This is a genomic window from Terriglobia bacterium, assembly GCA_020073495.1.
Lineage (GTDB): Bacteria > Acidobacteriota > Terriglobia > Terriglobales > Acidobacteriaceae > JAIQFD01.
Genome location: JAIQFD010000002.1, coordinates 371360 through 397339 on the forward strand (window position 1 = coordinate 371360; position 25980 = coordinate 397339).

A 25980-nucleotide genomic window follows, 5' to 3' on the forward strand; every position below is an offset into this window, starting at 1 on the left:
GTGCGCCTCATGTCATCGACCATCAGCCACGGTTCCCATCAGAGCGATTCTATCCCGGCTGCCGGGTGGCAGGCGCTGCCGCCCGAATACGCTATCCCCGAATCCGCGCCGTCGCTGTCCGAGGCCAGGGCCTATTGCGAGCGCCTGGCCCGGCGCCACTACGAGAACTTCTCAGTCGCCACCTGGTTCCTGCCCAGCAAGCTGCGGCTACACTTCTACAGCCTCTACGCGTATTGCCGCATCTCCGATGACTTGGGCGACGAAGTGGGCGATCCGGCCCAGTCGCTCGCGCTACTGGACCAGTGGGAGCAGGAGCTGAATGCCTGCTACGAGGGCGAGCCGCGGCACCCGGTGTTCGTCGCACTGCGCGAGACAGTACACGCCTGCGACATCCCCAAACACGAGTTCTCCGACCTGCTGACGGCCTTCCGTCAGGACCAGACGGTCACGCGCTACGAAACATTCGACCACCTGCTCGGATACTGCCGCTATTCGGCGAATCCCGTGGGGCATCTCGTTCTGTACGCCTGCGGGTACCGGGACGCGGAACGGCAGCAGCTCTCCGATCGCACCTGTACTGCGCTGCAACTGGCGAACTTCTGGCAGGACGTGACCGTGGACTACGCCAAGGGACGCATCTACCTGCCGCTGGAGAGCCTGCGCAAGTTCGGCGTCAGCGAGGGGGACATCGCCCAGCGCCGGGCGACGCCGCAGTTTCTGGAGCTGATGCGATTCGAGGTGTCGCGGGCGCGGGCCTGGTTCGAGAGCGGGCTGCCGTTGGCGAAGAAGGTGGACCGCGACCTGGCCATCGACATCGAGCTGTTCAGCCGCGGCGGGCAGGAGATCCTCAATGCCATCGAGCGCCAGAGCTATGACGTCCTGAAGGGGCGGCCGGTGATCTCCAAGTCCCGAAAGCTCTGGCTGGTGCTGCGCGCGGCGGCGAGGAAAGTGGCATGAGGTCGCAGCTGGAGCACGCGTACGCGGTTTGCCGCGGCATCGCCCGCTCGTCGGCGAAGAACTTCTACTACGCATTTCTCGTGCTGCCCGGGGAGAAGCGCGACGCGCTGTGTGCGGTGTACGCCTTCATGCGCTACTGCGACGATATCTGCGACGCGCCGGGAGTCACCCTGGAGCAGCGCAAGGAGAAGCTTGCTGCCTGGCTGGACGCGCTCCATCGTGTGCTGGCCGGGGATGCGACCGACGATCCCGTGCTGATGGCGGTGGCGGACGCGCAGAAGCGCTTCGAGATCCGCTCGGAGCTTTTCGACCAGCTGGTGTACGGAACCGCCATGGACCTGCCCAGCGAAGGCGGCGCGATCGTTTATCGTACCTTCGAAGACCTGCGGAAATACTGCTATTACGTGGCGTCGGTGGTCGGGCTGGTGGCCATCAAGATCTTCGGGTATCGCGATCCCAAGGCCGAAACGCTGGCCGAGGAGTGCGGAGTGGCGTTTCAGCTCACCAACATCCTGCGCGACGTCAAGGAAGACGCGCGCATGGGGCGCCTCTACCTCCCCGAGGAAGACCTGGCGCGGTTCGGGCGGACGCCGGCGGACCTGGATCCGGCGCGCCTGGGCAACGGATTCGATGTGTCCACGGTTCGGCCAGTGCTCGAACTGGTGGCGGAGCGCGCGCGGGGGTTCTACAACGCCGCCAACGAATTGATGCCGTTGATCGACGAAGACAGCCGCCCGGCACTGTGGACTCTAGTCGAGATCTACCGCCGCCTGCTGGAAAAGATCGCCCGCCGCAATTACGACGTCTTCAGCGAACGCGTGCGCCTTACGGTCCCGGAGAAGTTGGGCGTGCTGTCGCGGGGCTTTCTGCTGCGACTGACCGCATGAACGCCGCGCCCAAGGTGGCCATCGCCGGAGCGGGTCTGGCGGGACTATCAGCGGGATGCGCGCTGGCAGACGCCGGGTTCCAGGTCACTATCTTAGAAAAGCGGCCCTACGTCGGCGGACGGGCCTCGTCCTACGAACATCCGGGCACAGGCGAGGTGGTGGACAACTGCCAGCACGTCCTGCTGGGCTGCTGCACCAACCTGATCGATTTCTACCGTCGCATCGGAGTGGAGCAGAAGATCCGCTGGTACGACCGGTTGACCTTCCTGGAGCCAGGCGGGCGGCGGTCGGACATCGAGCCGTCGTTCCTTCCCGCGCCGTTCCACAACACGCTGTCGTTCCTGGCGGCGCACTCGCTCGGTTTGGGCGACAAGATGGCGATCGGGCACGCGCTGATGTCAATCATGCGCAATCTGCCGGAAGAAACGGATGAGCCGTTCCTGGCCTGGCTCAAGAGCAAACGGCAGACGCAGCGTGCCATCGACCGCTTCTGGAAGGTCGTGCTGGTGAGCGCGCTAAATGAAGACCTGGACCGCATGTCGATCCGTTACGCGGCGCAGGTCTTTCGCGAATCCTTCCTCAAATCCGCTGCAGGTGGTCGAATGGGCATACCGAACGTGCCCCTCACGGAACTCTACGGCGCGGCGGGGGAATACATCCGGACACGCGGAGGTGAAGTGAGGCTGCGGGCGGGTGTGGATGCGATTAAGCCGGAGGCAAACGGGGCACGGCTTTGTGTGACCGGGGGCGAGTTGCTCGCGGACTACGCGATCTCAGCGCTTCCGTTCCAGGCGCTGGAGAAGGTACTGCCCCAGGACGACGCCGCGGGCCCGCTGCGGCGGATGCTGGGGCGGTTCGAGACCTCCCCGATCACCGGCATCCATTTCTGGTTCGACCGGCAGATCACCGATCTGGAGCACGCGGTGCTGCTCGACCGCACGATCCAATGGATGTTCCACAAATCGAAGTTGCACGCGCAGGGAAGCGAAGCTGCGCACGGCGGAAGCTATGTAGAACTCGTAGTGAGCTCTTCGAAGTCCCTGGTGGACAAATCGCGGAACGATATCCTCGACCTCGCGTTGCGCGAACTGGAGGAGTTCTTTCCCGGGGTCGCCAACGCCAAGGTGCTGAAGTCAACGGTGATTAAGGAACTGCACGCAACATACTCCGCACTGCCGGAATCGGATGAATATCGCCCGGGAAATGGGACGGCCTGGCCGAGGCTGTTTCTTGCCGGAGATTGGACCGCGACCGGCTGGCCGGCGACCATGGAAGGCGCCGTGCGCAGCGGCTACATGGCGGCGGAGGCGCTGACGAAAGCCATCAGCCGTACGCAGCGATTCTTGATCCCGGACCTGCCTCCGTCCGGACTGATGCGACTCTTCGGCTAGATCCGTGCAATCAGACGGCCAGCAACGCCACGCCGCCAGCGACCAGCAGGGCGGCCGCCCAGCGGTGCTGGTTCACGTCCTCCTTCAGGAAAAACTTGGCGGCAAAGGCGTTGGTGATGAACGTGAGGGAAGCGGCGGCGGGGCCGACCAGGCTCACGTCTGCCCAAGAAAGCGCGACCAGCAGGCTGAAGAACGACACGGCCATGCAGGCGATGCCGGTGGCAAAGTAGACGTTTCCGGCCACTGCCTTCAGCACCGCCCATAACCCTCGTTCGCGCCACAGTTCGCCGACATGTCCGACTTCCTTCATGGCGCGGGCGGTCAATACGTCTCCGGCGGTCGAGCTGGCGACAATCACCGCGATCGCGGACCAGGTGTGCATCGGGGACATCAGTCGCCTTCCTCGGTCTCTGGCTGTGCAGGAGTCAAGGAGGGTCCGCGGGTCACGACCGCCACGCCGCCGCTCACCAGCAGGATCCCCAGCCAGCGAGTCAGCGTGACTTGTTCGTGCAGGAGGAACTGCGCCATCAAGGCCAGCATGACGTATCCCAGGGACGCTGCCGGGAGAACGTACGTCAGGTCGGCCCAGGACAAAGCCGCCATATAGGAAGCGAAGAAGCCGATCAGCAGCACGATCCCGATAGCCACCCAGGGAGTGAAAACGAAGCTGATGAGGCGGGCGATGTCGGTGGCCGAAAGCGGGCCAGCCTTCTTCATGGCATAGGAGAGACAGATGTCGCCGCTGGAACCGAACAGGACGATGGCTGCCAGTACCAGGTACTTGCGAAAGCTCACACCGGGTCCTTGTTAGACTTCGACCGCTTCGACCGCCGGCTTGGTCTCGGGCTCTGCCTGCGGTTCGGATGTGGGCAGCGGCGTGTGCCTGGCGCGCTGTTCCTTGACATAGCGGTTGCGCGCCGCGCGCAGCTTGAGGAACGACTTGGCTTCTTTGTAAAGCCGCTTGCGATCGGTGGAGTTAAAGACCGCCTTCCGCACGATGCGGAACACTGCCTTGGGCCTGAAATAATATTCGTCGTAGAAGCGGTGGACCATCTCCATCATGTACTCGCGGGGCATACCCGGGTACTCGATGTGGGCCATCTGGTGGCCGCCTTCGTCCACCATCGCCTGCTCGTTGATGATGAAGCCGTTCTTCTTGGCGAAGTCGTAGAACTCGGTGCCGGGATAGGCATGCGCCAGCGAGACCTGGATGGTCTCGCAGTCGAGTTCCTTGGCGAAGTCGATGGTGCGCCGGATGGATTCGCGATCCTCACCCGGCAGGCCGAGGATGAAGTCGCCGTGGACCACGAGGCCGAGTTTCTGGCAGTCCTTGGTGAACTGGCGGGCGCGCTCGACGGTGGCGCCCTTCTTGATGTTCTTCAGGATCTGCGGGTCGCCCGATTCGTAACCCACAATAAGCAATCGGCAGCCGGCCTCTTTCATCGCCTTCAGGGTCTCGAAATCAGTAGTCACACGAGAGGTGCAGGACCACGTCAGGTTCAGCGGCTTCAGCTTGCCGCAGAGCTCGATGGTGCGCGCTTTCTGGATGTTGAAGGTGTCGTCGTCGAAGAAGAATTCCCGGACCCAGGGCCAGTATTCCTTGGCCTTGGCCATCTCCCGGGCAACCGCGTCGGTGGACCGTGTGCGCCAAGGGTGTCCGCTCAGGGTCTGCGGCCAGAGGCAGAAGGTGCACTGCGCCGGGCAGCCGCGCGAAGTGTAGAGCGAGACAAAGGGATAAAGCAGGAACGGGACGTTGTAGCGGCGGACGTCAAGATCCCGCTGATAGACCGCAGTCACGTCCGGCAGTTCGTCGAGGTTGGCCACGGCCGGGCGGTCCGGATTGTGAACGATGCCGCCGTTCTTGCGATAGGAGGCGCCGAGAATCTGTTCCAGCGGCGTGCCCTGGGCGAACTCGACGGTGGCAAAGTCGAACTCGCGGCGGACCACGAAATCGATGGCACTGCACTCCCGCAGGGCGCGCTCCGGCTCGGTGGTGACCGGGGGCCCAACGAAGGCGATCTTGAGCTTGGGGTTGGCCGACTTCATGGCGGCGGCCAGCTTCTGGTCCCCCTGCCATCCGGGCGTGCTGGTGAACAGCACCAGGAACTCGTAGTCCTTGCCGATCTGGATGGTCTGTTCCGCGGAGACGTGGTGAGGCGGCGCGTCGAGCAGGCGCGAACCCTCCAGCATGCCGGCCGGATAGGCCAGCCATACCGGGTACCAGTACGACTCGATCTCGCGGGTCGCGGGCCAGCGGGAGCTGGCCCCGCCATCAAAGTTCTCAAACGAAGGGGGATTCAGGAACAGCGTTTTCAGAGCCATCGTAAGTCTTTTAATACTAACACCCGCATTGGAGAAGCGCGAAAGTTAAAGCAAGGATTGGATTTAGTAAAGCGATTCTCCTGCATTCGATGCCAAATGTGCAGCCAAAGCGGCAAAAAGTGCATCCGGCGGAGGCCCCGATTCCCGCTCTGGACCGGTCTTTTCACCGCCGAGAACGCCGAGATCGCAGAGAAACTCATTGGCCGCGGATGCACGCGGATGAACGCGGGTCCCTGACTCGGGCAGTGGGAGGGCGCTTTCGCGATTCATTGGGACTCCTTGGTCTCGCTGGGCTGGGGCGCGAGCTCCAGGTCTCCCGCGGGGGTGAGCTGCAGATGCCGGAGGTTGAAGCTGGCGATCTGGAGTCCGTAGAGCAGGAGAGCCGCCTTCTTGTAGTTGAGATTGCCGCGGTAAAGGCCGTCCATGACGATCATGACCGCGACCTGGATAGCGTTGGCGTCTTCCAGCACGGGAAGACGGACGGGACGGTCGTCGGCGAGCGCCTTGTCGTGGAAGTAGCAGAGCTCCTTGCCGGAAGCCGCCGGCGAGCCGCAGCGGTCGCCGTTGGCCTTGAGATGGGCGCAACGGGGCGCCTGGCGGGCGCTGAGCGTCCGGGCGTGATTGATACTGACAGATGTCACTGGGGTACCCCCTCCCCCTCGATATGTCGGTCTAAAGGACTTAGCGAGGAAGATATGTCAGGTATGTGGGGAAGCGCATAGTACAGAGCACATAGCGCATAGGACAGAGCGCATAGTGCAGGGAGAAGTCCAGAGTTCAGAGTCCAGAGCGCAGAGATGAAGGCCACTACATCCAGCTTAGCAAATCGAAGGAAGCAGGCCGCGGGAGGCAGGCTTGCAACTCGCCGCGAATCAGCAGCTTACAAGCCTGGGAAAATAGTTCTTGACATTGCTGAAAGCTATACATCGGACCATCTAACCCGCACAAATCAGGCAGCTTACCCGCCCCCGCACGAAAAGGTGAAAAATGACTTTTTTCAATCAAGGTGGGTGGAATGGCGCAGGCCAAGATTCCGGCGAAGTGACCCGTTCGGCGCCACGCGTCAAGCTAAGCACCCGCCGCTGAGGCTTGTTCCGAATCCAGAACAGGATTCGGATTTTGTTTGGAGGAACAGCTTCCCTTACTGCAAAATCAAGCTTCAAACGGCAAGGTGTGTCCGGAGAGAATCTGCCAACTAGCGTCATGCGGAAAATCAGAACAATTTCTCTTTTTGTTGGGTGCGGCGGGTCGGACTATGCACTCAACCAAACCGGGTTTGACATAGTTTGGGCAAACGATATCTGGGATTTGGCGTGCAAGACCTACAGGGACAACATCCCTGCGGCCAAGGTCGAAGAGGGTGACATCACCAGCTACTCTCAGTTTCCTTCCGCGGATTTCCTCGCTGGTTGTTACCCATGTCAAGGATTTACGCAGGGCGGTCGTCGAGAGTGGGGCGATTCAATCAATTATCTTTACCGTGAATTTGACCGAGTGCTGAGATTGGTGCTGCCAAAGGTATTCGTCGTCGAAAATGTCAACGGAATGGCGTATGGAGTAAACAAGGACTTATTGAACAATCAACTGCGCAGGTATCGCTCGGCCGGATATAGGGTGCACTGGAAAGTTCTTAATGCTAGAGACTACGGCGTCGCCCAGTTCCGCAGGAGAGTGTTCCTCGTCGGGGTACGATCGGACATCTCCTTCGAGTACTCCTTTCCGCGACCGACGCACGGCGTGGTCGGCGGCGACAAATTCCTCACGCAAAAGGATGCAATCGCAGGCTTGTCTCGGAGCGCACGAGGAAAATACGATACAGAGCCACTGCACTGGTATTACCTCTCTCGCAAGCGACGGCACGATTGGGACGAAACCGCGCCATGCATTGTTGGCCATTGGCGGCACGTCCCGCTGCACCCCTCCAGTCCGCCGCTCAGGCGCGTACATACAGACAAATGGGAATTTGTTCGCGAAGGGCCCGCGCGCCGGCTCTCTTACCTTGAATGTGCTGCGTTGCAGGGTTTTCCAAGGACTTTCACTTGGAGGCACGGCACTCCTAGGGACAAGTTCCAAATGATTGGAAATGCTGTGCCGCCACCACTCTTTCAAGCCGTTGTGAAACAACTGGATGGATTGTGGTGATTCATGCCTAATCAGGATGCGGTCTTCGACTACCAGCACCCCGACAAACTTCGCTTCGATCCCGACAATCCTCGCTTTGGCGGCGAGTTAGTGGGCAAGTCACAAGACGAGATTCAAGAATATCTTTATGGCAAGCCCCACTTCGCTGCTGAGCTCGTTGATTCACTCTTGCAGAACGGATATATCGATTACGAACCCCTCATAACCCGAAAAGAAGCAGATCATTACATCGTAATCGAGGGTAATCGTCGTTTGGCTGCGGTGAGACATATCCTGGCTAACAGCGATCAATACCGCGGACGAAAGGACGACCTTACACGAATTCCGATTCTAAGCTTTCCGGAAAACCCCTCACCCCAACAAGAAAACGAAATGCGTGTTTACCTCGGCGTGCGGCACCTATTCGGATTCCGGCAATGGCCATCGCTGAGCAAGGCAAAATTCTTGGATCAGGAGATTCATTCCAAAGAGGATTTGGGGAAAGTGGTAAAAGAGCTTGGACTTTCAAAACAAGAAATCCGTCGACTCTTAGTTCCCTTTAGAACCTTGACGACGGCAAAGGAGTCGTTGCCAGAGGACGAGGATTATTGGAAGCTCGGCGAATCACTCAGCCGTACCGGAATTAAGGGATATATCGGGTTAGATGTCGACAAGGATACTCTTGAGGTTAAGAAGGTCGATCGAAAGAAACTGCGCAGCTTGCTTGGCTTTGTGTATGGGACTTTCGACCCCAAGACCAAATTGCGGGATCCCGACACGGCAAAGGTCACCGACACCCGACAACTTTCCCGATTGTCGCAGGTGCTCGACGATGACAAAGCGTCTGCCGCGCTGGAAGCCGGGAGTAATCTCGATGATGCAATGCTCTTTGTCGAAACGAAGGACGAGAGTGTTAGGCGCCTTAGTCGAATCCTGCAACAGTTGCGGACATTGTTAAGAGAGGTCTTCGTGCTCAAGCCATCAAGTGTTGAAGGAAAACGGCTATTGGCTCATTTCCGGGAGTTTGAGGCGGCAGCCAAAGCTTTCATCAAACAATGTTGACTCCAACCTTCAGGTTCTTCGAAGCAATCTGCTCTGAGTTGTCGGCGACAGAGTCTCGAGTGATAACGGGGCGCGACTTTGAAGCGAAGCTGGGGGATGCCCCGCTGCTAGCAGAACTCCGCGAGGAGCACCACAGCCCAAGTAGCTTTGAAGCAATGCGATCTGCCGTCGACTTTCTGGCCAAGCACTTTGAGGAGCGAGGCTCGACGCTTCCGTTTGTGTACGACCATGAATCGGGGAGGTTTACTGCTGGCGACATAGACTTCATCAATTTCATCGAATCGATGGCTAGTATTCGGAGCAGGGGAGTCCACGCCCAGCAGTTCGAGATCGGAGTCGCCGAGAAACTACTACGCCGAACGACCGGAGCGATTCACCGCGTTGGTCATCCCCGAACTCGGAACAAGAAACGTGCGGAATTCAATGCTTATCTCAAGGGTCTCGGATTTAGGCCGGAGGTCCTGCTTGGACGGAAAGAGAAGGATGGTGGGCTCGACATTCTCTGGATGCTTCCGATCGGCGCAATTCCTCACAAGCCGATTGTTTCAGTCCAGTGCAAGAATGCAGTTCTAAAGGAAATCGATATCGAGAGACCGCCAACAGGCACAACAAGCGCCTCTTTGGCTTGTCATTCTCGATTTCAGCCACAAGTACACGTGTACTGTGTTTTTTTCAACGACTACATCGACTCTCAGCATCTTCCAGTCAAGCAGATGAACTTTGTTCCCTTAGGACTGAGTGATTTGGGGGACTTGGTCGGTGCGCCGCGACTCGAGGTGCTTTGACTGATATGACGACTACCAAGGCTCGCAGCGCGAACATGAGGGCAATTAAGTCCGTTCGCAATCGGTCAACGGAGTTGCGGCTCAGAAGCATGTTCATCCGGTTGGGTCTTCGCGGTTGGTCGGTTCACCCCCCTCGAATCTTGGGAAATCCAGATTTTGTCTTTCACCAAGTAAGGGTCGCCATCTTTGTTGACGGCTGCTTCTGGCACGTCTGTCCGAATTGCGGACACATCCCGAAGGCGAATCGAACCTATTGGGTCGCAAAGCTTCATAGAAACCTGCAGCGGGACAAGAGCACGAACCGATCGCTGAAGAGGGCTGGGTATACTGTGATTCGGATGTGGGAGTGTCGGCTCCGCCGCGATCCACAACTCTGCATTCGACGAGTGCAGCGGGCATTAGAGAATCGGCTTTCAGTTGGTGGGAATCGATTCCCGCGACCCGTCAAGCGTAGCACCTAAGAGCGCCCTTCGTCGTCCGCAACGGATAAAGCACGGGCAGTACTTCCTCCAAACAAGAACGGCGCGACTTTCGCCGCGCCGTCTGAGGAGCCGGGCGAGGGCGCCCGGCCTACAAGTTCAACATGAATGTCATCCCGAACCGCTTTAGCGGTGAGGGAGCTGCTTGTACACAGCGAAGGAACAGCAGGTCCCTCGGGGAGACCTTGGGCTAAAGCCCAAGGCTACCAGCCGCTCGGGATGACACTGGAAAGTGAAGAAATTGGCCGGGCGGTGACGCCCGGGCTACAGATTCTCCCCTAAGCTGCAGAGGCATTCACGCCCGAAGGGCCTGTGAGCGGTGGTTGTGCTGCCTGCATTCGAGGGGTCCATTCGCTCGGCGTGCGAAGACGCGCACCTCGCTCAGGATGACAGGGGGGAGGGCGGTTGCCGCCGGCTAACGGCGAGCGCCGGCCTGTGCCGGCCGGGCATCGGTGCGCCGGGCGTGGGCAGAGAGCCGCCAGAGCTGGCGGAGGTACGCCACTACCACGCGGGTGCTCAGCTTCGACGTTCCGGCCCGTCGGGTCCGGAAAGTGTACGGGACTTCGCGCAGCGCCTTGGGCCTGAGGTGGGCCGCAATCTCCAGCAGGATCTTGAAGCCGCTGCCATTCAAATCCGCGCGCACGCGCTGGAAGTCCTGTCGACGAAGCATGAAGTATCCGGAGAGGGGATCGTGCAGGCGCAGGCCCAGCGTCCAGTGCGCCAGCCTGGTCGCAACGCGGGATTCCATGCGTCCGATCAAGCCCCATTCGCCCGTACCGCCCTCGGCGATGTAGCGGCTGCCGATCACGAGGTCAGCGCCGTTCTCGATCTCTTGCATCATGAGCGGCAGGATGGCAGGGTCGTGCTGCAGGTCGGCATCGATACAAGCCAGCAGTTCGCCACGTCCGGCCTGGAAGCCGTCGATCACCGCGGCGCTCAGAGCGCGCGTCCCGGAGCGGCGAAGCACGCGGACATGCGGATCTCGAGCGCCAATTTCCTCCACGGCGTTCGCGGTGCCGTCGGGCGATGCGTCGTCCACGAACACCAGTTCATGATCCACGCCGGCGAGGGCGCGTCCGATCTCCTCAGCCAGCGGCACCACGTTTTCGCGCTCGTTGTAGGTGGGAGAGATGACGCTGAGTCGCACGCGGCTCACTCGTAGTGCAAGGACTCAGTCGGTTGGAGCCTGGCAGCCCGATTCGCCGGCAGGTAGCCGAAGACGATGCCGAAGGCGCACGTCACCAGAAACGCCAGCATCACGGAGATGCCGGAGATGGGCACGTGCAGGTTTCCGGGGAGGAACGGCTGGATGATGACCGGGATGCTGGTCGCGATGAGGATGCCGATGATGGCTCCCGTGCCGCTGATCATGAAGGCCTCGATCAGGAATTGGTACTGGATCTCGCGTCGTCTCGCTCCTACCGCCATGCGGATGCCGATCTCCCGGGTGCGCTCCGTGACCGTCACCAGCATGATGTTCATGATGCCTACGCCGCTGATGGTGAGGGCAATCAAGGCGACGAACAGGAGCACGAGGGTCAGCGACCAGGAGATCTTCCCCGCGGCCTCGAGGAGGGAAGTCAGATTTTCGACCACGTACACGGCGTCGGGGCGATGGCGGTTCCTCAGGATCTCGCGCACGCGCCGCGTGACGTAGAGCACATCCTCCGGCTGGGCCGCCTGAACGTACATGGTGCGGATGAACGCTTGCCCCATGTAATACTTCATGAGAGGGAAGGGCACGATGATGGATTCCGGCGTGATCTCCGATTGGCCGAAGGTGGCGACGCGCTCGCGGAAGACGCCGATGATGGTGAAGGTCAAGTCGCCCACCTTGATGGTCGCGCCCACCGGTTCCCGGCCGTAGAGGCGGGAGAGCTGTTCGCTGATGAGGCAGGCCTTGCTGTAAGTCTCCATGTCCACGGCGTCGAAGTAGCGGCCGCGGAGGATCTCGAGGTTGCGGATCACCTGGAATTCTTCGGTAACGCCGATCAGGCTGACTGCGCGTTCCTTGCCATTGATCACCATGGAGAGCAGCTGGTCGTTGGTGCCGGCCACGTGCTTGGCCTGGGGGATGGTGTCGTGCACCGCGATCATGTCCTCGGGGGAGATCTGGTCGGCGAGGGGAGTAGTCTGGCCGGAGCCGCCGCCCACCAGGTAGGCATACACCAGGTTGGAGCCGACGCCCTCGATCTGGGCCATGATGTACCTTTTGCCGGTCAGCGCCACGGTGACCACCATCACGATGCAGGCGCTGCCCAGGATGACTCCGATCATGGTCAGGGCGGCCTTCATCTTGTCAGCGCGCAGAGCGTCGAGAGCGAGTCTCCAGGATTCAGCGTGGTTCATGCTCGGGAAAAATGATAACAGGCGCGGGACAGGCCCTCGCAGGGCGCATGATAAACTTCTGCTTACTCCCAGGCCACTCTAGAGGACTTTTGGCAGCCGCCGTCGAGCCAGCCCAGAGATTCGCCTCGCCTCGCGAGGAACTGCGCGCCTACCTTGCGGAACGTGCGCAGGAGGCCGGGGGCTCCGATCTGATCACCGACTGGAATGCAAAGCCAAGGCACACCCCCGACGAGATCGAGGGCTTCTACCGGGATACGAACGCCTACCTTTTCGACCTGACGGAGTGGCACGCCGGCAAGCGGTATCCGTACGCCGACATTATCGGCGACTTCGCCGCCAAGCACGGTTGCCGGCGATTGCTCGATTTCGGGTGTGGCATCGGCAGCGACGGCCTGCGGCTGATCGAGCGCGGCTTCGAGGTCAGCTTCTGCGACTTCCCCAATGCCTCGACCGAGTACCTGGCGTGGCGCCTGAAGCAACGCGGGTGGAAGTCACGGATCTTCTACGCGGGCGAGGATGAGCTGCCGGCGAACGATCTGACCTTCGCCGTGGACGTCATTGAGCACCTGGTGAACGCGCCGAAAACCATCGGCGACCTGGCCTCGCGGGCCCGCGCGATGGTGTATCACGTCCCCATCACAACGCAGAAACGCAAATACCCGATGCACTTCGACGTGGACCGTGGCGCGCTCAGCCGGGCCATGCGCGAGCAGGGCTTCCGCCGGGTACGGGATTTTTCCTTCGTGAGGTATCCGCTGGCGGTCGCGATGTTCTGGGAGGGGCCCCAGTTCTGGCTTCGAGGCGCTAGCCGCTAGCTGCCAGCCGCCGCTTCTTCATTCCACTAAGAACAAGCAAAAGGACGACGCCGGCGATGGCAGAGCCCGCGCTGGCGATCTGGGCATTGGTCAAGCCCAGCCAAACGCGCGGGTTGATGCGGATGAATTCCACAAGGAAGCGGGCGGCGCCGGTGAGAATGAAGTACTCGCCCAGGATCCAACCCGCAGGGCGTTCACCATTTGCCGACTTTGTTGCCTCCCGCCACAGCCAGAGGAAGATCAGGACGGCGCCCAAGAACTCGTAGATGGGCGTCGGGTGAACGCACTGACTGGTGGGAACCAGGCCGTTGGGAAATCGCATGCACCAGGGCAGGGAGGTCGGGATGCCGTAATCGCCGTCCCCGGAGAGGAGGCACCCGATGCGCCCGACGCCGTAGCCGATCGCCGCCGCGGGGCTGCACGCATCCAGCAAGGTGAAAATCGGGATCTTGTAGTACATCGCAAAGATCGCGATCACTAGCAATCCGCCGAGGACCGCCCCGAACCAGGCGAAGCCCGAGGCGCTGAAGAACATCCGGACGGGATGGGCGAAGAATTCCGCGGGCCTTTCGAGCAGGTGATAAAGCTTCGATCCCGCGAGACCGGCCAGGCCGATGAGCAAGATCATGTTCAGCGGATCGCCGGGCAACCTGCGGCGACGCATGTCGGCTTGAAGCGACAGGTATCCGCAGACGAGGCCGGCCCAAACCATCAGCCCGTAGGTCCCGAGCCGCAGAGGCCCGATGTGGAGGAAGGGAATCATTTCGCCGCCAGGGCCCAGTTCTCGAGTCCGCCGGTGGCGCGCAGGAACGCCAATTGGGCTTTCTGGAGCTCGAAACTGGCGTTGAGATAGGCGGCATACTTGTCGTGCTCGGAGGCGCGGGCATTCTCCTGGTCCCGGAGCGTTGCGGCCCCGGCCTCAATCTTCGCCCCCACGGCGTCCACATCGGCCAGGGACAGTTGATGTTCCAGCTTCGCGATGTCGCGTGCAACGATCAACTGGCGGACCAGGCGCTGGAGCTTCAGGGTTTCGGTCGCGACCTGCTCTCGGACCCCATCCGCCTGGCGACGCGCCTTGATAGCTTCGGCATCGGCGGCCTCTGCGTGGGCGCGCTGGGAAAAATTGAGGATGGGAAAGCGGATCTCCGCCCCCACGGTCACATTGTTGCGCTGAAAGCGGAGAAAGAATTGGTCGTAATTATTGAAGCGCGCGAGGACGGCGTACTGGCCGGCCAGGTCGATCATGGGGAGAAGCTGCTTGTGCTCGCCGCGAGCGCGGATCTCCTGGGCCTTGGCCTGCGCATCGGCAAGCTGCACGGCCGGACTGCTGCTGGTGGACCTGGGAATTGCGTCAGCGTCTTGCGGAGGAGCCGGGAGGTCCGGGATTGATTCCGGCATGGTCTCGATGGAATCGGCGGGTAGGCCTGTCAATTGCGCGAGGCGGAGGCGTAAGAGGTCGGCGGAGCCCTGCGTTTCCGCGAGGCGCATACGCACGCGCGCGGTGCTGAGCTGGGCGCGCGTGAGCTCGACCTGGCTGTCGACACCTTCCTGGATGCGCTGCCGCGTGATGTCCTCCGCTTTTGCCGTAGCCTGCTGCTGCTGGCGCAGGACACTGATCTCGCTGACCAGCTGGTCGAGCTGGATATAGGTGAGCGCGGTCTCCTGCATGACCTGGTCGCGGCTGTCCTGCTTGCGGAACTTGGTGGCGTCCCACTCGGTGCGGGCGGCACGCATGAAATCGCGATTCGCCAGGTTGAGTACGTACTGTTGCGTGGTGACGTTGAAAATGGCCGGCGCCGCGCCCTCCAGGCTCAGGGGGAACCCGTTGGTGTAGCCGAGGCCGGATCCCACCACCACCTGCGGCAGATAGAGATTGCGCAGCTCAAGGTAAGACTGCTGGGCGCGAAGCTGTTCGGCGGCGGCGATGGCGGTCACGCCGCTGTGCTGCAGGGCCAATTCGATCGCGCGCCGGAAAGGAATCGGCTCGGCCCGGGCCGTTCCCAGCAAGATCACGCAGACGAGGACGATTCGCAGAACTCTCATGGCACCACCTATGAAGCCCGCAAAATGAGGGGCAGGCGAGTATAACAAGCCGACAGAAGGCAGGAGGCATCAGGCAGCGAGAGGAAACAGCCGCAGATCTCTCTGCGGTTTTGCGTTTCCTGGCGGTGTGAACTACTACTGGCCGAGGCGCTTGAGGGCGTTCCGTGCGTCGGAGAACTCGCTGTTGAGGTCCAACGCGGCGCGATACTCCGCAAGCGCAGAAATCTTCTGCCCCTGCTTTTCCAGGATGTTCCCGAGCAGATAGTGGGCCTGGAAGGCGGGCGCCTCTTCCACCTTGTTGTCCGAACTCAGGTAGTGGCGCACCAGCTTGGCGGCATCGGAAAGGTTGCGGTCGGAGCGGTAGAGGATGTACGCGGCATCGTAGAAGACTTCGCTGCGCTTATTGTCGGCGGCGATGGCCTGATCGATGGCGTGTTGCATGTCGTCGCTACGGCCGGTGCGGTAATAGAAAGACGCCATGTCGAGCCAGCGTCCGCCCTCACCGTTACTGGCGGTGACGGCGGCGCGGTATTCCTGCTCGGCGGATTTGAGATCTTTGTCCTTCTCCGCCAGCAGGCCCTTGATCCAGTGAGCGGCCGCAGCATCCCTGCGGGATAACTGCTCGGCCTGGCGGCGAGCCTTGTCCTTGCCTCCGCCGACGATGCCGGGGGCTTCGGTGTAGAACTCCGCCAGATCGGACTGAGCACCGACGTTGTTAACGTCCAGTTGTACGGCCTTTTCGAATTCGGTGCGCACCTTGCCGGCCAACATCAGGGCGGTGAACCAACCGGAGCTCTCGGCCTTCAAGCCGTAGGAGCGGCCCAACCAGAGGTGATAGTCGCTGCTGTCCGGGTTGAGTGCGACCGCCCGCTTGGCAGCGTTGATGGCGTCGTCCCAGCGGGCCTTCGCATAGTACGAGCGACAGAGCAAGTGCCATGCCTCGGCATCAGTGGGCGAAGTGGAAGTGCGTGTCTTGAGAGCCTTGACCGCATCATCCACGCGTCCCGCAGAGAGAAGTTCTTCCGGCGTAGAAGACGCGGCGAAGGCCACCGTGGCCAGAAAAGATGCCAGGAAACAGATAAGGACCAACTGCCTTCTCATTGCTGGACTATCCTCACATCCATCCCGTCTTTCAACACCTGGCCGCGCACGGAACCCAACGCAACCACTGCCTTGTCGCCAAGTCCGCTGGTGATCTCGATGCGGGTCAGGTCGGAGACACCGGTATCGACGTATCGGCGAAGCAACGCTCCCTTGCTCACTTCGTACACGAACTTCCTGCTGTCGTGCTGGTGGACGGCCTCGCGGGGGACGAGGAGCGCGTCGTCGCGCCTGGCGGTGGTGATGGTCACGTTTACATTGATGTTGGGCAGCAGCTTTAGATCCTGATTATTCACTGCGCAGGTGACTTCGCCCACCGTGCGCGTCCCGTGCACAAGGACGGTGCTGGGAACGCGCGTGACTTTCCCTTCCCAGGTCCGGCCGGGCTGGCCTTCCCAGGTGATGTTGACACGCTGGTCGTTGGCGAGGCGGCCGATGTCGGGCTCGTCCACGAACGCGCGCACCTGGACGGTGTGGAGGTCCGCGACCTGCACGAGCAGATCGCCGGTATTCACGAAGGCGCCGTGACGAGCCGGGAGGGAGTAGACGATACCGTCGCGGGGCGCAGTCACGTTGGCGTCACGGAGAACTTCCTGGGCGGCTTGGTACGCGGCCTCCGCCTGATCCGCCTGGGCGTGGACCCGGGCGACTTCGGGCTTGGAGTAACGCCCGCCCCCGGCCTTCTGTTCAAGAACCGAAAGCTGTGCCTGTGCGGTCTGGAGTCGGGACTGGGCGGCGTCGACCTCCGCCGGCGAGGCCGCTCCCCGCTCTTGCAGGCGGCGCATCGCGTCCAGATTGCGCTGAGCGGCTTCGCGCTCAGCCCGCGCCTTCACCAGGTCGGACCTGGTGGTCAGGACCTCTTCGTGGGTCCCGCCCGATCTCACAGCCTGGAGGTCTGCCTCGGAGGCTTTGAGCTGGGCCTGGGCCTTGGCGGCCTGGGCACGGGCCTCGGCGTCATCGAGTTGGAGGAGGAGCTGCCCGCGCTTAACCCGGTCGCCTTCATGGACCAGGACCCGTTTGACGGTCGAGGGGGAGGCAGCGTGGGCCTCGAAGTTGTCCATGGGCTCGATCTTCCCGTTGGTGGTGATGGTGCTGGCGATGGGGCCCCGAGCGGCCTGCTCGGCGCGGATCGGAACCTCCCCCCGGCGAAGGGAGACAAAGGCGCCTAGAATCACGATCGCCACTATGATCCCGGCGACCACCACCATGAGCCGATGATGATTCATTAAACCTCGCCTACCCGAAGGCGGCAAATAAGCCCAGCAAAACCTTAAGTATAGCGGACTTTCTATAGCCAACGCTCGAACCCGCTGGCCCCATTGTCACACTTGGTACCGCCGTGGGAACGCGCCTGAAATACTGCATTTCCGACTTGAAAGCGGCCTTTCAGCCTGCAATCGAGCCTTTTCCTTAGATGCGAGGAACCGCCAAGAGTCGCCTGCGGGGAGACAGCGCCAGCTCCGAGGAAGGTTCGGCCGGTCTCGTGCCCCCGTGGTGGATTCGCTCAACCCGCTGCTAGAATCGGCTTGATGCCCAAGAAGCCGCGGTATACGCCGGAGCATGCCCAGGCCGGTCTCGACCATGTGCTCCCCGAGATCGAAACCTGGCCGAATCAGTTCCCGGCGTATGAGATCGTCATCGATATTCCCGAGTTCACGTCGGTATGCCCCAAGACCGGGCTGCCGGACTTCGGCGTCCTCACCATCCGCTATATGCCGGTCCAGGGGTGCCTGGAATTGAAGTCGCTGAAGGAGTACCTGCTGTGCTACCGCAACCTGGGCATCTTCCAGGAGAACGTCGTCAACCGAGTGCTGGAAGACGTCGTGCGCGCCTGTAAACCCAAGTGGGCGGTGGTGAAGGGGGATTTCCGTCCGCGGGGCGGGATCGGCACGACGGTCGAGGCGCGCTGGCCGCGGCCGAAATAGTGGCAAGTCGCGAGTGCCGGGTACCGAATTGTGAAATGTGCTCGCAACTCGGGACTCGCAAGTCGGTACTTCCTACGATATATTCGCCCAACTCAGGATGGCACCCAAGCTCTACCCGCGAACCACGCTGGCCCTGCTGACCGCAATCAATTTCATCAATTACATCGACCGCTCAGTGCTGTTCGCAGTGCAGCCGCTGATCCAGGAGGAGTTCCGGCGAAGCGACCGCGCGTTCGGGTTCCTGACCACCGCGTTCTTCTTCTCCTACATGTTCTTCGCGCCGGTGGCGGGCGTGCTGGCGGACCGCTATCCGCGGCGGATCATTATCGTGACCGGCATCGCCGTCTGGAGCGGCGCGACGCTGCTGACCGGGGTGACGCACGAGTTTTCGACCCTGCTCATCCGGCACACCATCGTGGGCATCGGCGAGGCCAGCTATGCGGCCATTGCGCCGGCATTCATCGCCGACCTGTTTCCCGAGCACAAGCGCGGGCGGATGCTGTCCATCTTCTACCTGGCCATCCCGGTGGGCACGGCGGTGGGCTACGTGGTCGGGGGCCACCTGGGGCACCATTACGGCTGGCGCACGCCTTTCTACGTCGCCGCCGCACCGGGCTTTGTGCTGGCGGCGCTCATGTCGCTGGTGCCGGAGCCGCGGCGTGGCAGCCACGATCTGCTCGAGGAGACCGCCGAGCGGGCGACCTTGTGGGGACTTGCCCGTAACGGGGCGTTCTGGAGCGCCAGCCTGGGCATGGCCATGATGACCTTCGCGCTGGGCGGCATGCAGGTGTGGATGCCCACCTTCCTCTCGCGCATGCGCGCCATGCCGCTGGACCGCGCGGACTGGTTCTTTGGCGTCAGCATAGCCGTTAATGGAGTGGTGGCGACGCTTTTCGGCGGATGGCTGGGCGACCGGTTGCTCCGGCGAACTTCCGCGGCGTATTACTTTGTCTCGGCCGTGGGCATGGCGATCGGGGTGCCTTTGATGTTCGCCGCGATCTATGGCACCGGGGCCTTGATGTTTCCGGCGATCGTGGCTGCGGAATTCTTTTTGCTGGTCAACACGGGCCCATTGAATGCGGCCGTGGTGAACTCGGTGGGAGCCCACATCCGCTCCAGCGCCATCGCCGTGAACCTGTTTGTCATCCACCTGCTGGGCGACGCGTTCTCGCCCACGCTGATGGGCTGGATCTCCGACAAAGCGAACCTGCAAACCGCGTTCCTCTCCGCCATCTTCGCCATCGCCCTTTCCACCGCGATCTTGTTTTACGGGATGCGATTCGCCCCGAAATTGCGACCGGAGCAGCTGGCGGCGAATCCAACCGGGACAGGACACTGATGCATACCTTCTCTTGGATCTTAGGGCTGCTGCTGGGGGCAGTGTGGTTGCACCGGCTGCTGGATGCGGCGATCGGGATGCCCGCTATCCCGGACATCGCACGTCCGGAGTGGGATGGCGCACCCAGTGACGCCTCGGTGACGGTGATCGTCCCGGCCCGCAACGAGCAGGAGCACATCGAGGGGGCCCTACGGTCGCTGCTGGGGCTGGAGTATCCGCGGCTGGAGATCATCGCGGTGGACGACCGCTCGACGGACACGACCGGCCGGGTCATGGACCGAATCGCTGCCGAGGACGGCAGCGGGCGGCTGCGGGTGATCCACATCGAGGAATTGCCTGCCGGCTGGCTCGGCAAGACGCACGCCATGTGGCTCGCCTCCCAGAAGGCAGGTGGCGACTGGATCCTGTTCACCGACGCCGACGTCGTCTTCCGCCCAGACGCATTGCGCCGCGCCCTGCGCTACGTCGAGCAGCAGAAGGCCGACCACCTCGTCATTTTCCCCACCATTGAGATGAGATCGGCGGGCGAGCGCATGATGATCGCCTTTTTCCAGGCGCTGTTTACCTTCGGTCATCGGCCATGGAAAGTGGCCGACCCCAAGACTCGCGACCACATGGGGGTGGGCGCATTCAACCTGTTGCGCCGCAGCGCGTACCAAAACATCGGAACCCACGAAAAGCTGCGCCTGGCGGTCATCGACGACATGAAGCTCGGCGAACTCATCAAGCAGAACGGGTTCGCGCAGCGCAACGTCTTCGGCACGGACCTGCTATCGATCCATTGGGCCAAGGGCGGGATGGGAGTCGTGCACAACCTCACCAAGAACATGTTCGCGCTGATGCTGTTCCGCTGGCCGCGGGCCGTCGGCGCGGCGTTCCTTCTGGGTCTGTTCAACCTGGGCCCCTTCCTGGGATTGCTGCTGGCGCACGGCTGGGCGAAGGCGGGTTACGGAGTGGCGACGTTCGTGATCTTCGCGCTGTATGTGGGCATGTCCACGAAAACGAAGATCTCTCCCATCTACTTCCTGGCGCACCCCATTAGCTCGGTCATGTTCGTGTTCATCCTGCTGCGCTCCACCTTCCTGACGCTGTGGCAGGGTGGCGTGGTGTGGCGGGGAACAAAATATCCGCTGGAGGAGCTGCGGGCAGGCATGCTGGGCGGAGAATTCACCCCGCTCTAACCACGCCCGGGTTATCTCTGTTCGATGTCTGTGCTGGTGGTACTGCGCTTGGTTCTCGTCTGGCCGGGGCTGTAGCGGCCTTTCCTGGAGACGTCGAATTCCTTGGGGACGGGCGGCAGCTTGGCAGCCTCGCCTTTGAGTTGGCGCGCGTCCCGGATGATGATCTCGGGCACGCCCTTGTACTCCAGCACCCGGCCATGGACCTCGATGGTCCTGCCGGCGAGCATGCGGACGTCGCCCACGTCGCGCAGGTCTCTGGTGAAAACCACGGCAGCGAATGGGCAGTTCCTGCGCTCTTCGCAGAAATTAAGGAACCACGCAGCGCCTGAGGGACTCTGTTTGACGCTCAGCACCTTGCCGGTGATGCAGACGGTCGAGCCGAGCTTCTTTGGAGCTTCGGTGAAGGGCAGGCACGCAGCGTTACCAAGGCTCGTAATCAGGAGGATCAGCGCGAGTCTCACGACGGCGCAAGTGTAAAGACACGGCAAGCGAGAAGTCTGTGACGTAAGAAAAATGCTTCCAGCGGCTTCGCCAGTCCCCAGGATGACGCCGGCGGGACTCAGACGCCGCGCCAAGCGGCGTTATTTCGTGGGCTCCATCTGGAGCGTGTTGTTGAAGATGTTGAAGTAGTTGAAAAGTCCGATCGCGACCGCCAACTCGACGATCTCTCCCTCGTCGTAGTGCTTGGAAAGCTCGGACCAGAAGGCGTCGTCGACCGCCTTGGAATCGATCGTCATACGTTCCGCCAGCTCGAGGGCCGCCTTTTCCCGGGGCGAAAAATCGGATCGCGTCCGGAAATCGAAAAGATTCCGGATCTGCTCTTCGCTCCATCCTTGGCGTCCTGCCAGGACGCTGTGCGAGGCCAGTCAATACTCGCAGTGGTTGATCTGCGAGACCCGCACAAAGAGGAGTTCCTTGAGCTTGATACCGGTGGTGCCGGTGCCCATGACCGCCTTGAAATGATCGATCATGGTCTTCACGATGTGGGGCCGATGGGCCACGGTGCGGAACATGTTGGGGATGTTGCCGCGCTCCTTCAGAAAGGCGTCGAAGATGGCCTGGACCTGCTCATCGACTTGGGAGCGGTCGAGCCGGGAGATTCTTGACATAATGAAAGTCTAGCAGCGGACAAGCGTCACGGATGTGATCCGCTGCTCCCGGAAAGGCGCCGGCAGCGGCGGGGCAGGCAGGGAAGCGGGCCCGGAGGCCGGGCCCGCAAGACCGGCTACTTGGTGAACGCCGCGATGGCGGTCGCTTCGTCGTCCTTGACGTCGAAAACGGTGTACAGCTTGGTGATCTGGAGCAGGTCGTGCACCTTCTTGGTCAGGTTGAGCAGCTTGAGCTCACCGCCCTGGTTACGAACGGTGGTGAAGGCGCTGACCAACTCGCCGATGCCCGAGCTGTCGATGTAGGTGACATCGCCGAGGTTCAGCAGGATCTTCTTGCTCCCCTTGCCGACCAGGTCGCGGACGGCATCGCGCAAGACAACGCTGCCCTCCCCGAGGGTGATGCGTCCGCTCAGGTCCACGATCGTCACGCCGTCCATCTGCCGTGTGCTGGCCTTCATCGTCACTTGGATTCCTCCTTGGTGCCCGCGGGCGTCCCGCCGGCCACCTTCTTGATCAAGGTAATTTCGCTTCCCGGGTCCAAGATGCGGATGCGCACCTCGTCCATGAATGCACGCATGAGAAAGATCCCCCGGCCGGACTGCTTGAGCAGGTTCTCCGGCGCGAGCGGATCGGGGATGCTGTTCAAATCCACCCCCCTGCCCTGGTCGGTGATCCGTATGACCAGCTCTCCCCCGGTGTTCTCGTAAGAGAGGGTCATTTTTTTCTTCGGATCATATGCGTTTCCGTGGAGGACGGCGTTGACCGCCGCCTCCCGGACCGCCATCGAGATCCTCTGACACTCGTCCTCGTCGAAGCCGGCTTTGGCTGCGAGCTGAAGAGAGAGTTCCTCCGCCTTGTTTACGCTGTCTAAAGTCGACTCGAGCGTGTAAGAGACCCGGTTCCCGGTCATTTTCAAGAAGCTTTACCGTCCACTGTCGGCAGTCGCTGGAGCGAGTGTCTCCCGGGAACCAATTCCGAAGTCCAGGACGCATTCACCGGGAATTGGTTAGTTTGCCTAGGGGGTCGCCAATTGTCAATGTTACCCCTGTCAGTCCGGTGTGGGCGAGCCTGGTGAGGGCGGAAACTTCGTTGCATGTCACGACTGACAACTGAGACCCGATTCGGTATTCTCGGCACAGGATGATGACGGTCGCGCTATCGGAGCTGCTGGGAGCGCCCGTGCTGGATTCTTCCGGCCGGGTCGGCGGACGGGTGCGCGAGATCGCCATGTGCCCGCAGGAAGACGCGGTCCGGGTTTCCGGCATCATCGTGAAGACTCCGGAAGGCGAACGGGTGCTGCCGCCGCGCGCCCTCCAGGCATTGGAGCGGAGCGGGGTGCGGGCGTCCGCTCCCGCAGCAGAGTGGCAGCCATTCATTGGCGGGGAAGGGTTCCTGCTGCTCTCCCGCGACCTGCTTGACCAGCAGATCATCGACGTGCACGGCCGCAAGGTGGTGCGCGTCAACGACGTGGACCTGGTCGAGGACCACCATAACGCGCACGTCGAGCTGAAGGTCTCCGGCGTAGACGTCGGCGCCCGCGGCGCCATACGGCGCCTGCTGAAAGGGCTGGTGCCCGGGGTAGCCTTGCACGCCCTGGTATCCAAGATCCCGCCGCGCATCATTCCCTGGGAGTTCGTCGACCTGATCGAAACCGACCCGGCGCGGCGCGTGAAGCTGAAAATCGAGCACGAGCTCCTTTCCAAGCTGCACCCCGCCGACATCGCCGACATCGTCGAAGAACTCGCTCCCGCCGAGCGCGAAGCCGTGTTCGAAACGCTGGACGAGCACGTCGCCGCCGAAGCGCTGGAGGAGGTCGATCCCAAGCTGCAGGTAAAGATCATGGAGTCGCTCGACTCCGACCGGGCCGCGGACATCGTCGAGGAAATGGATCCGGACGCGGCCGCGGACCTGCTGGGAGACCTGCCCAAGGAGACCTCGGACGAGATCCTGGAGGAGATGGAGCCGGAGGAACGCGAGGAAGTCGCAGAGCTGCTCGAGTTCCGCGAAGATACTGCAGCCGGCCGCATGACCACCGACTACCTCGCCATGGGCGCCGGGGCTACGGTGCAGGACGCGGTCGAGACCCTGAAACAGTTCGAGGGCGGGATCGAGAGCGTCGGCACCATCTACCTGCTCGGCCCCGATGCCAAGTTGCTGGGAGCAGTTCCGCTGGCAAGGATCGTGGTCTCTCCAGCAGGCACGCCCTTGCAGCAAATCACTCTGGAGCCGCTGATCTCCTGCCACGCCGGGGCCAGTGAGAAGGAAGTGGCAGAACTGTTCGACAAGTACAACCTCCAGACCCTTCCCGTGCTGGACGACGCGGGCCGCATGACCGGGGTGATCACCGCCGACGACGTCATCAGCCTGCTGCGCAGCAAACTTTAATTCTCGATTCATCTGGCACGATTCGCGGTCCGCGTTTATTCTGGCTCGGCTGTGAACCCTACATGCGAAGCCGGACATGAGGAAGCTGAGACGCTGGAAGACCCGGACCCTGCTGTTCCTGGCAGTCGTCGGGCCGGGCTTTATCACGGCAAACGTCGACAACGATGCCGGTGGCATCTGGACGTATTCGGCTGCCGGCGCGCAGTTCGGCTACGCGTTGCTGTGGACCATGATCCCCATCACGGTCGCGTTGATCGTGGTCCAGGAGATGTCCGCGCGCATGGGCGCGGTCACCGGCAAGGGCCTTAGCGACCTTATCCGCGAAGAGTACGGCCTGCGCATCACCGTCCTGATGATGGCTGGACTGTTGATCACCAATTTCGGCAACGTGGTGGCCGAATTCGCCGGAATCGCCAGCAGCCTGGAACTGTGGCATGTTCCCCGGCAGGTGAGCGTCCCGGTCTGCGCATTCATCGTGTGGCTCATGGTGGTGAAGGGCAGCTACAAAAGCGTCGAGAAGATCTTCCTCACCGCCTCGTTCTTTTACTTCGCGTACATCCTTGCCGGAGTGCTGGCGGGGCCGCATTGGAGGGAAGCTGCGGCCGCAACCTTCCGGCCGCCATCCGCGAGGTCGTTCGACAACTCCGCGTACCTCTACATGGTGATCGCGCTGGTCGGCACTACGATCGCGCCCTGGATGCAGTTCTACCTCCAGGCCTCGATCGTGGAGAAGGGAGTGACCGCGCGCCAATACGGGGCCTCGCGGCTGGACGTGATCTCGGGCTGCATCTTCACCGACGTGGTCGCGTGGTTCATCGTGGTGGCTTGTGCCGCGACTCTCTATGTCCACGGGGTGCGCGACATCGGGAGCGCCGCGGACGCCGCCCAGGCCTTGCGCCCGCTCGCCGGGGACTACGCGTACATCCTCTTCTCGGCGGGGCTGTTCAATGCTTCGCTGTTCGCGGCGTCGATCCTGCCCATCTCGACGGCTTACACCGTCTGTGAAGGCCTTGGGTTTGAATCCGGCGTGGGGAAGAAGTTCAGTGAAGCGCCGTTCTTCTACTGGCTTTACACCATCCTAATCGCGGCGGGAGCGGGTGTGATCCTGGCGCCGAATATCCCGCTGGTGAAGCTCAGTATCCTGTCGCAGGTGGTCAACGGCATGGTGTTGCCCTTCGTGCTCATTTTCATGCTGCTGCTGGCGAACAAGCGCGAGCTCATGGGCGAGCACACCAATTCGCGGCTCTTCAATGTGATCGCATGGGTGACGACCTTCGTCATGATCGCGCTCACCATCGGCTGGTTCCTCACCCTGAGAGGAAAATAGGCCCTAAAGGATTTTCCCCGCCGCCAGATCGCGGACCATCTCCAGGTCCGCCTCGAGGAAGTCGTAGGCGGGGAGTTCGGAGCGGTCCACCCAGCGCATGTCGCGGAAGATACGGTTTTCGAGGTCGCCGTTGTATTTCTCCACTAGGTAGAAGCGCAGATTGACCGCCCCGCCATTCTTGTAGGTGTGCTGGATCCGGGCCACCTCGGGACCGATCGTGGGCACCACGCCCAGTTCTTCCTCGATCTCCCGGACCAGGGCATCGTGCGGCTGCTCGCCCTGTTCGATTTTTCCGCCGGGAAACTCCCACTTGAGCGGCATGGGCTGATGCCGCGTGCGCTGGCAGATGAGGATCTTGTTGTCATGGAGGAACAGGGCAGCGACGACTTGCTTCATCGCGAG

General features: G+C 61.8%; 29 protein-coding genes. 13 read left to right on the forward strand and 16 right to left on the reverse strand.

What is annotated here, in order from left to right:
* Positions 1 to 9 precede the first annotated feature (9 nt).
* Genes hpnC through hpnE form a run of 3 tightly spaced genes read left to right on the forward strand, consistent with a single transcriptional unit; the run spans position 10 to position 3235 of the window.
* Entirely contained in the window at positions 10 to 957 is a 948-nt protein-coding gene (hpnC, locus tag LAN37_05440) for a squalene synthase HpnC (GenBank protein MBZ5646651.1), read from the forward strand.
* Positions 954 to 1844, forward strand: a complete 891-nt coding sequence (locus LAN37_05445) for a phytoene/squalene synthase family protein (GenBank protein ID MBZ5646652.1) — start codon at positions 954 to 956, stop codon at positions 1842 to 1844. Before hpnC ends, LAN37_05445 begins: the two co-directional genes overlap by 4 nt.
* Positions 1841 to 3235 carry a hydroxysqualene dehydroxylase HpnE gene (gene hpnE / locus LAN37_05450; GenBank protein MBZ5646653.1) on the forward strand — a complete coding sequence of 465 codons (1395 nt, stop codon included), beginning with the start codon at positions 1841 to 1843 and terminating at the stop codon, positions 3233 to 3235. The genes LAN37_05445 and hpnE overlap by 4 nt, the downstream gene beginning before the upstream one ends.
* A gap of 10 nt (positions 3236 to 3245) precedes the next feature.
* Here hpnE and LAN37_05455 read toward each other — a convergent pair whose 3' ends face one another.
* The 4 genes from LAN37_05455 to LAN37_05470 form a co-directional block, all read right to left on the reverse strand.
* Complete coding sequence (locus tag LAN37_05455; protein MBZ5646654.1) at positions 3246 to 3626, reverse strand: hypothetical protein; 381 nt, start codon at positions 3624 to 3626, stop codon at positions 3246 to 3248.
* Positions 3626 to 4030, reverse strand: coding sequence for an EamA family transporter (locus tag LAN37_05460; GenBank protein ID MBZ5646655.1), 405 nt, complete (start codon positions 4028 to 4030; stop codon positions 3626 to 3628). Before LAN37_05460 ends, LAN37_05455 begins: the two co-directional genes overlap by 1 nt.
* Positions 4031 to 4042: 12 nt before the next feature.
* On the reverse strand, positions 4043 to 5557 hold the full coding sequence (gene hpnJ, locus LAN37_05465) for a hopanoid biosynthesis associated radical SAM protein HpnJ (protein MBZ5646656.1): 1515 nt from the start codon (positions 5555 to 5557) through the stop codon (positions 4043 to 4045).
* A 266-nt stretch (positions 5558 to 5823) separates the two neighbouring features.
* On the reverse strand, positions 5824 to 6198 hold the full coding sequence (locus LAN37_05470; protein ID MBZ5646657.1) for a hypothetical protein: 375 nt from the start codon (positions 6196 to 6198) through the stop codon (positions 5824 to 5826).
* 562 nt (positions 6199 to 6760) lie between these two features.
* On the opposite strand from LAN37_05470, the gene dcm reads away from it, so the two are divergent.
* Genes dcm through LAN37_05490 form a run of 4 tightly spaced genes read left to right on the forward strand, consistent with a single transcriptional unit; the run spans position 6761 to position 9986 of the window.
* On the forward strand, positions 6761 to 7699 hold the full coding sequence (gene dcm, locus LAN37_05475) for a DNA (cytosine-5-)-methyltransferase (protein ID MBZ5646658.1): 939 nt from the start codon (positions 6761 to 6763) through the stop codon (positions 7697 to 7699).
* A gap of 3 nt (positions 7700 to 7702) precedes the next feature.
* On the forward strand, positions 7703 to 8740 hold the full coding sequence (locus LAN37_05480) for a hypothetical protein (GenBank protein ID MBZ5646659.1): 1038 nt from the start codon (positions 7703 to 7705) through the stop codon (positions 8738 to 8740).
* On the forward strand, positions 8734 to 9525 hold the full coding sequence (locus LAN37_05485) for a hypothetical protein (protein MBZ5646660.1): 792 nt from the start codon (positions 8734 to 8736) through the stop codon (positions 9523 to 9525). Before LAN37_05480 ends, LAN37_05485 begins: the two co-directional genes overlap by 7 nt.
* Positions 9526 to 9530: 5 nt before the next feature.
* Positions 9531 to 9986 (forward strand): very short patch repair endonuclease, encoded by a 456-nt coding sequence (locus LAN37_05490; GenBank protein ID MBZ5646661.1) that lies wholly within the window; start codon positions 9531 to 9533, stop codon positions 9984 to 9986.
* A gap of 433 nt (positions 9987 to 10419) precedes the next feature.
* Here LAN37_05490 and LAN37_05495 read toward each other — a convergent pair whose 3' ends face one another.
* On the reverse strand, positions 10420 to 11151 hold the full coding sequence (locus LAN37_05495; GenBank protein MBZ5646662.1) for a polyprenol monophosphomannose synthase: 732 nt from the start codon (positions 11149 to 11151) through the stop codon (positions 10420 to 10422).
* Between the two features lie 5 nt (positions 11152 to 11156).
* A complete protein-coding gene (locus LAN37_05500; protein MBZ5646663.1) occupies positions 11157 to 12353 on the reverse strand; it encodes an ABC transporter permease in 1197 nt (398 codons plus the stop codon).
* 89 nt (positions 12354 to 12442) lie between these two features.
* Between LAN37_05500 and LAN37_05505 the strand changes: the two genes are divergently transcribed.
* Positions 12443 to 13168, forward strand: a complete 726-nt coding sequence (locus tag LAN37_05505; GenBank protein MBZ5646664.1) for a class I SAM-dependent methyltransferase — start codon at positions 12443 to 12445, stop codon at positions 13166 to 13168.
* Here LAN37_05505 and LAN37_05510 read toward each other — a convergent pair.
* The 4 genes from LAN37_05510 to LAN37_05525 all read right to left on the reverse strand — a co-directional run bounded on the left by LAN37_05510 (position 13158) and on the right by LAN37_05525 (position 17538).
* Complete coding sequence (locus tag LAN37_05510) at positions 13158 to 13931, reverse strand: prolipoprotein diacylglyceryl transferase (GenBank protein MBZ5646665.1); 774 nt, start codon at positions 13929 to 13931, stop codon at positions 13158 to 13160. The two genes, LAN37_05505 and LAN37_05510, sit on opposite strands and share 11 nt — an antisense overlap.
* A complete protein-coding gene (locus LAN37_05515) occupies positions 13928 to 15211 on the reverse strand; it encodes a TolC family protein (GenBank protein MBZ5646666.1) in 1284 nt (427 codons plus the stop codon). Before LAN37_05515 ends, LAN37_05510 begins: the two co-directional genes overlap by 4 nt.
* A 135-nt stretch (positions 15212 to 15346) precedes the next feature.
* Complete coding sequence (locus LAN37_05520; GenBank protein ID MBZ5646667.1) at positions 15347 to 16312, reverse strand: tetratricopeptide repeat protein; 966 nt, start codon at positions 16310 to 16312, stop codon at positions 15347 to 15349.
* Positions 16309 to 17538: an efflux RND transporter periplasmic adaptor subunit gene (locus tag LAN37_05525; GenBank protein MBZ5646668.1), complete on the reverse strand. Its 1230-nt coding sequence runs from the start codon at positions 17536 to 17538 to the stop codon at positions 16309 to 16311. Before LAN37_05525 ends, LAN37_05520 begins: the two co-directional genes overlap by 4 nt.
* Positions 17539 to 17841: 303 nt before the next feature.
* Here LAN37_05525 and queF point away from each other — a divergent pair, with 303 nt between their 5' ends.
* From queF to LAN37_05540, 3 genes are all read left to right on the forward strand, one after another.
* Positions 17842 to 18237 (forward strand): preQ(1) synthase, encoded by a 396-nt coding sequence (queF, locus tag LAN37_05530; GenBank protein ID MBZ5646669.1) that lies wholly within the window; start codon positions 17842 to 17844, stop codon positions 18235 to 18237.
* Positions 18238 to 18334: 97 nt separating this feature from the next.
* The gene (locus LAN37_05535; protein MBZ5646670.1) at positions 18335 to 19576 is read left to right on the forward strand and encodes an MFS transporter; all 1242 of its coding nucleotides are present in this window, start codon (positions 18335 to 18337) and stop codon (positions 19574 to 19576) included.
* Positions 19576 to 20757: a glycosyltransferase family 2 protein gene (locus LAN37_05540; protein ID MBZ5646671.1), complete on the forward strand. Its 1182-nt coding sequence runs from the start codon at positions 19576 to 19578 to the stop codon at positions 20755 to 20757. Before LAN37_05535 ends, LAN37_05540 begins: the two co-directional genes overlap by 1 nt.
* Before the next feature lie 11 nt (positions 20758 to 20768).
* Here LAN37_05540 and LAN37_05545 read toward each other — a convergent pair whose 3' ends face one another.
* The 5 genes from LAN37_05545 to LAN37_05565 all read right to left on the reverse strand — a co-directional run bounded on the left by LAN37_05545 (position 20769) and on the right by LAN37_05565 (position 22776).
* On the reverse strand, positions 20769 to 21218 hold the full coding sequence (locus LAN37_05545; protein ID MBZ5646672.1) for a hypothetical protein: 450 nt from the start codon (positions 21216 to 21218) through the stop codon (positions 20769 to 20771).
* A 120-nt stretch (positions 21219 to 21338) separates the two neighbouring features.
* Positions 21339 to 21494: a hypothetical protein gene (locus LAN37_05550; GenBank protein ID MBZ5646673.1), complete on the reverse strand. Its 156-nt coding sequence runs from the start codon at positions 21492 to 21494 to the stop codon at positions 21339 to 21341.
* Positions 21495 to 21623: 129 nt separating this feature from the next.
* Positions 21624 to 21866: a hypothetical protein gene (locus tag LAN37_05555; protein MBZ5646674.1), complete on the reverse strand. Its 243-nt coding sequence runs from the start codon at positions 21864 to 21866 to the stop codon at positions 21624 to 21626.
* A gap of 116 nt (positions 21867 to 21982) precedes the next feature.
* Positions 21983 to 22330 carry an STAS domain-containing protein gene (locus LAN37_05560; GenBank protein ID MBZ5646675.1) on the reverse strand — a complete coding sequence of 116 codons (348 nt, stop codon included), beginning with the start codon at positions 22328 to 22330 and terminating at the stop codon, positions 21983 to 21985.
* Positions 22327 to 22776, reverse strand: coding sequence for an ATP-binding protein (locus LAN37_05565; protein ID MBZ5646676.1), 450 nt, complete (start codon positions 22774 to 22776; stop codon positions 22327 to 22329). The genes LAN37_05560 and LAN37_05565 overlap by 4 nt, the downstream gene beginning before the upstream one ends.
* 230 nt (positions 22777 to 23006) lie before the next feature.
* Here LAN37_05565 and LAN37_05570 point away from each other — a divergent pair, with 230 nt between their 5' ends.
* Both LAN37_05570 and LAN37_05575 read left to right on the forward strand, forming a co-directional pair.
* Positions 23007 to 24251, forward strand: a complete 1245-nt coding sequence (locus tag LAN37_05570) for a CBS domain-containing protein (protein ID MBZ5646677.1) — start codon at positions 23007 to 23009, stop codon at positions 24249 to 24251.
* 76 nt (positions 24252 to 24327) lie between these two features.
* The gene (locus LAN37_05575; GenBank protein MBZ5646678.1) at positions 24328 to 25578 is read left to right on the forward strand and encodes a divalent metal cation transporter; all 1251 of its coding nucleotides are present in this window, start codon (positions 24328 to 24330) and stop codon (positions 25576 to 25578) included.
* A 3-nt stretch (positions 25579 to 25581) separates the two neighbouring features.
* Here the strand turns inward: LAN37_05575 and LAN37_05580 are convergent, their stop codons facing one another.
* Entirely contained in the window at positions 25582 to 25974 is a 393-nt protein-coding gene (locus LAN37_05580) for a (deoxy)nucleoside triphosphate pyrophosphohydrolase (GenBank protein ID MBZ5646679.1), read from the reverse strand.
* Between the last annotated feature and the right edge of the window lie 6 nt (positions 25975 to 25980).

Excerpts from the sequence above, each read along its gene's own strand:
- hpnC (MBZ5646651.1), top strand. The coding sequence starts at position 10 with ATGTCATCGACCATCAGCCACGGTTCCCATCAGAGCGATTCTATCCCG.
- LAN37_05445 (MBZ5646652.1), top strand. The coding sequence starts at position 954 with ATGAGGTCGCAGCTGGAGCACGCGTACGCGGTTTGCCGCGGCATCGCC.
- hpnE (MBZ5646653.1), top strand. The coding sequence starts at position 1,841 with ATGAACGCCGCGCCCAAGGTGGCCATCGCCGGAGCGGGTCTGGCGGGA.
- LAN37_05455 (MBZ5646654.1), bottom strand. The coding sequence starts at position 3,626 with ATGTCCCCGATGCACACCTGGTCCGCGATCGCGGTGATTGTCGCCAGC.
- hpnJ (MBZ5646656.1), bottom strand. The coding sequence starts at position 5,557 with ATGGCTCTGAAAACGCTGTTCCTGAATCCCCCTTCGTTTGAGAACTTT.
- dcm (MBZ5646658.1), top strand. The coding sequence starts at position 6,761 with ATGCGGAAAATCAGAACAATTTCTCTTTTTGTTGGGTGCGGCGGGTCG.
- LAN37_05480 (MBZ5646659.1), top strand. The coding sequence starts at position 7,703 with ATGCCTAATCAGGATGCGGTCTTCGACTACCAGCACCCCGACAAACTT.
- LAN37_05485 (MBZ5646660.1), top strand. The coding sequence starts at position 8,734 with ATGTTGACTCCAACCTTCAGGTTCTTCGAAGCAATCTGCTCTGAGTTG.
- LAN37_05490 (MBZ5646661.1), top strand. The coding sequence starts at position 9,531 with ATGACGACTACCAAGGCTCGCAGCGCGAACATGAGGGCAATTAAGTCC.
- LAN37_05500 (MBZ5646663.1), bottom strand. The coding sequence starts at position 12,353 with ATGAACCACGCTGAATCCTGGAGACTCGCTCTCGACGCTCTGCGCGCT.
- LAN37_05510 (MBZ5646665.1), bottom strand. The coding sequence starts at position 13,931 with ATGATTCCCTTCCTCCACATCGGGCCTCTGCGGCTCGGGACCTACGGG.
- LAN37_05515 (MBZ5646666.1), bottom strand. The coding sequence starts at position 15,211 with ATGAGAGTTCTGCGAATCGTCCTCGTCTGCGTGATCTTGCTGGGAACG.
- LAN37_05520 (MBZ5646667.1), bottom strand. The coding sequence starts at position 16,312 with ATGAGAAGGCAGTTGGTCCTTATCTGTTTCCTGGCATCTTTTCTGGCC.
- LAN37_05525 (MBZ5646668.1), bottom strand. The coding sequence starts at position 17,538 with ATGAATCATCATCGGCTCATGGTGGTGGTCGCCGGGATCATAGTGGCG.
- queF (MBZ5646669.1), top strand. The coding sequence starts at position 17,842 with ATGCCCAAGAAGCCGCGGTATACGCCGGAGCATGCCCAGGCCGGTCTC.
- LAN37_05535 (MBZ5646670.1), top strand. The coding sequence starts at position 18,335 with ATGGCACCCAAGCTCTACCCGCGAACCACGCTGGCCCTGCTGACCGCA.
- LAN37_05540 (MBZ5646671.1), top strand. The coding sequence starts at position 19,576 with ATGCATACCTTCTCTTGGATCTTAGGGCTGCTGCTGGGGGCAGTGTGG.
- LAN37_05550 (MBZ5646673.1), bottom strand. The coding sequence starts at position 21,494 with ATGACGATCGATTCCAAGGCGGTCGACGACGCCTTCTGGTCCGAGCTT.
- LAN37_05555 (MBZ5646674.1), bottom strand. The coding sequence starts at position 21,866 with ATGTCAAGAATCTCCCGGCTCGACCGCTCCCAAGTCGATGAGCAGGTC.
- LAN37_05565 (MBZ5646676.1), bottom strand. The coding sequence starts at position 22,776 with ATGACCGGGAACCGGGTCTCTTACACGCTCGAGTCGACTTTAGACAGC.
- LAN37_05570 (MBZ5646677.1), top strand. The coding sequence starts at position 23,007 with ATGATGACGGTCGCGCTATCGGAGCTGCTGGGAGCGCCCGTGCTGGAT.
- LAN37_05575 (MBZ5646678.1), top strand. The coding sequence starts at position 24,328 with ATGAGGAAGCTGAGACGCTGGAAGACCCGGACCCTGCTGTTCCTGGCA.
- LAN37_05580 (MBZ5646679.1), bottom strand. The coding sequence starts at position 25,974 with ATGAAGCAAGTCGTCGCTGCCCTGTTCCTCCATGACAACAAGATCCTC.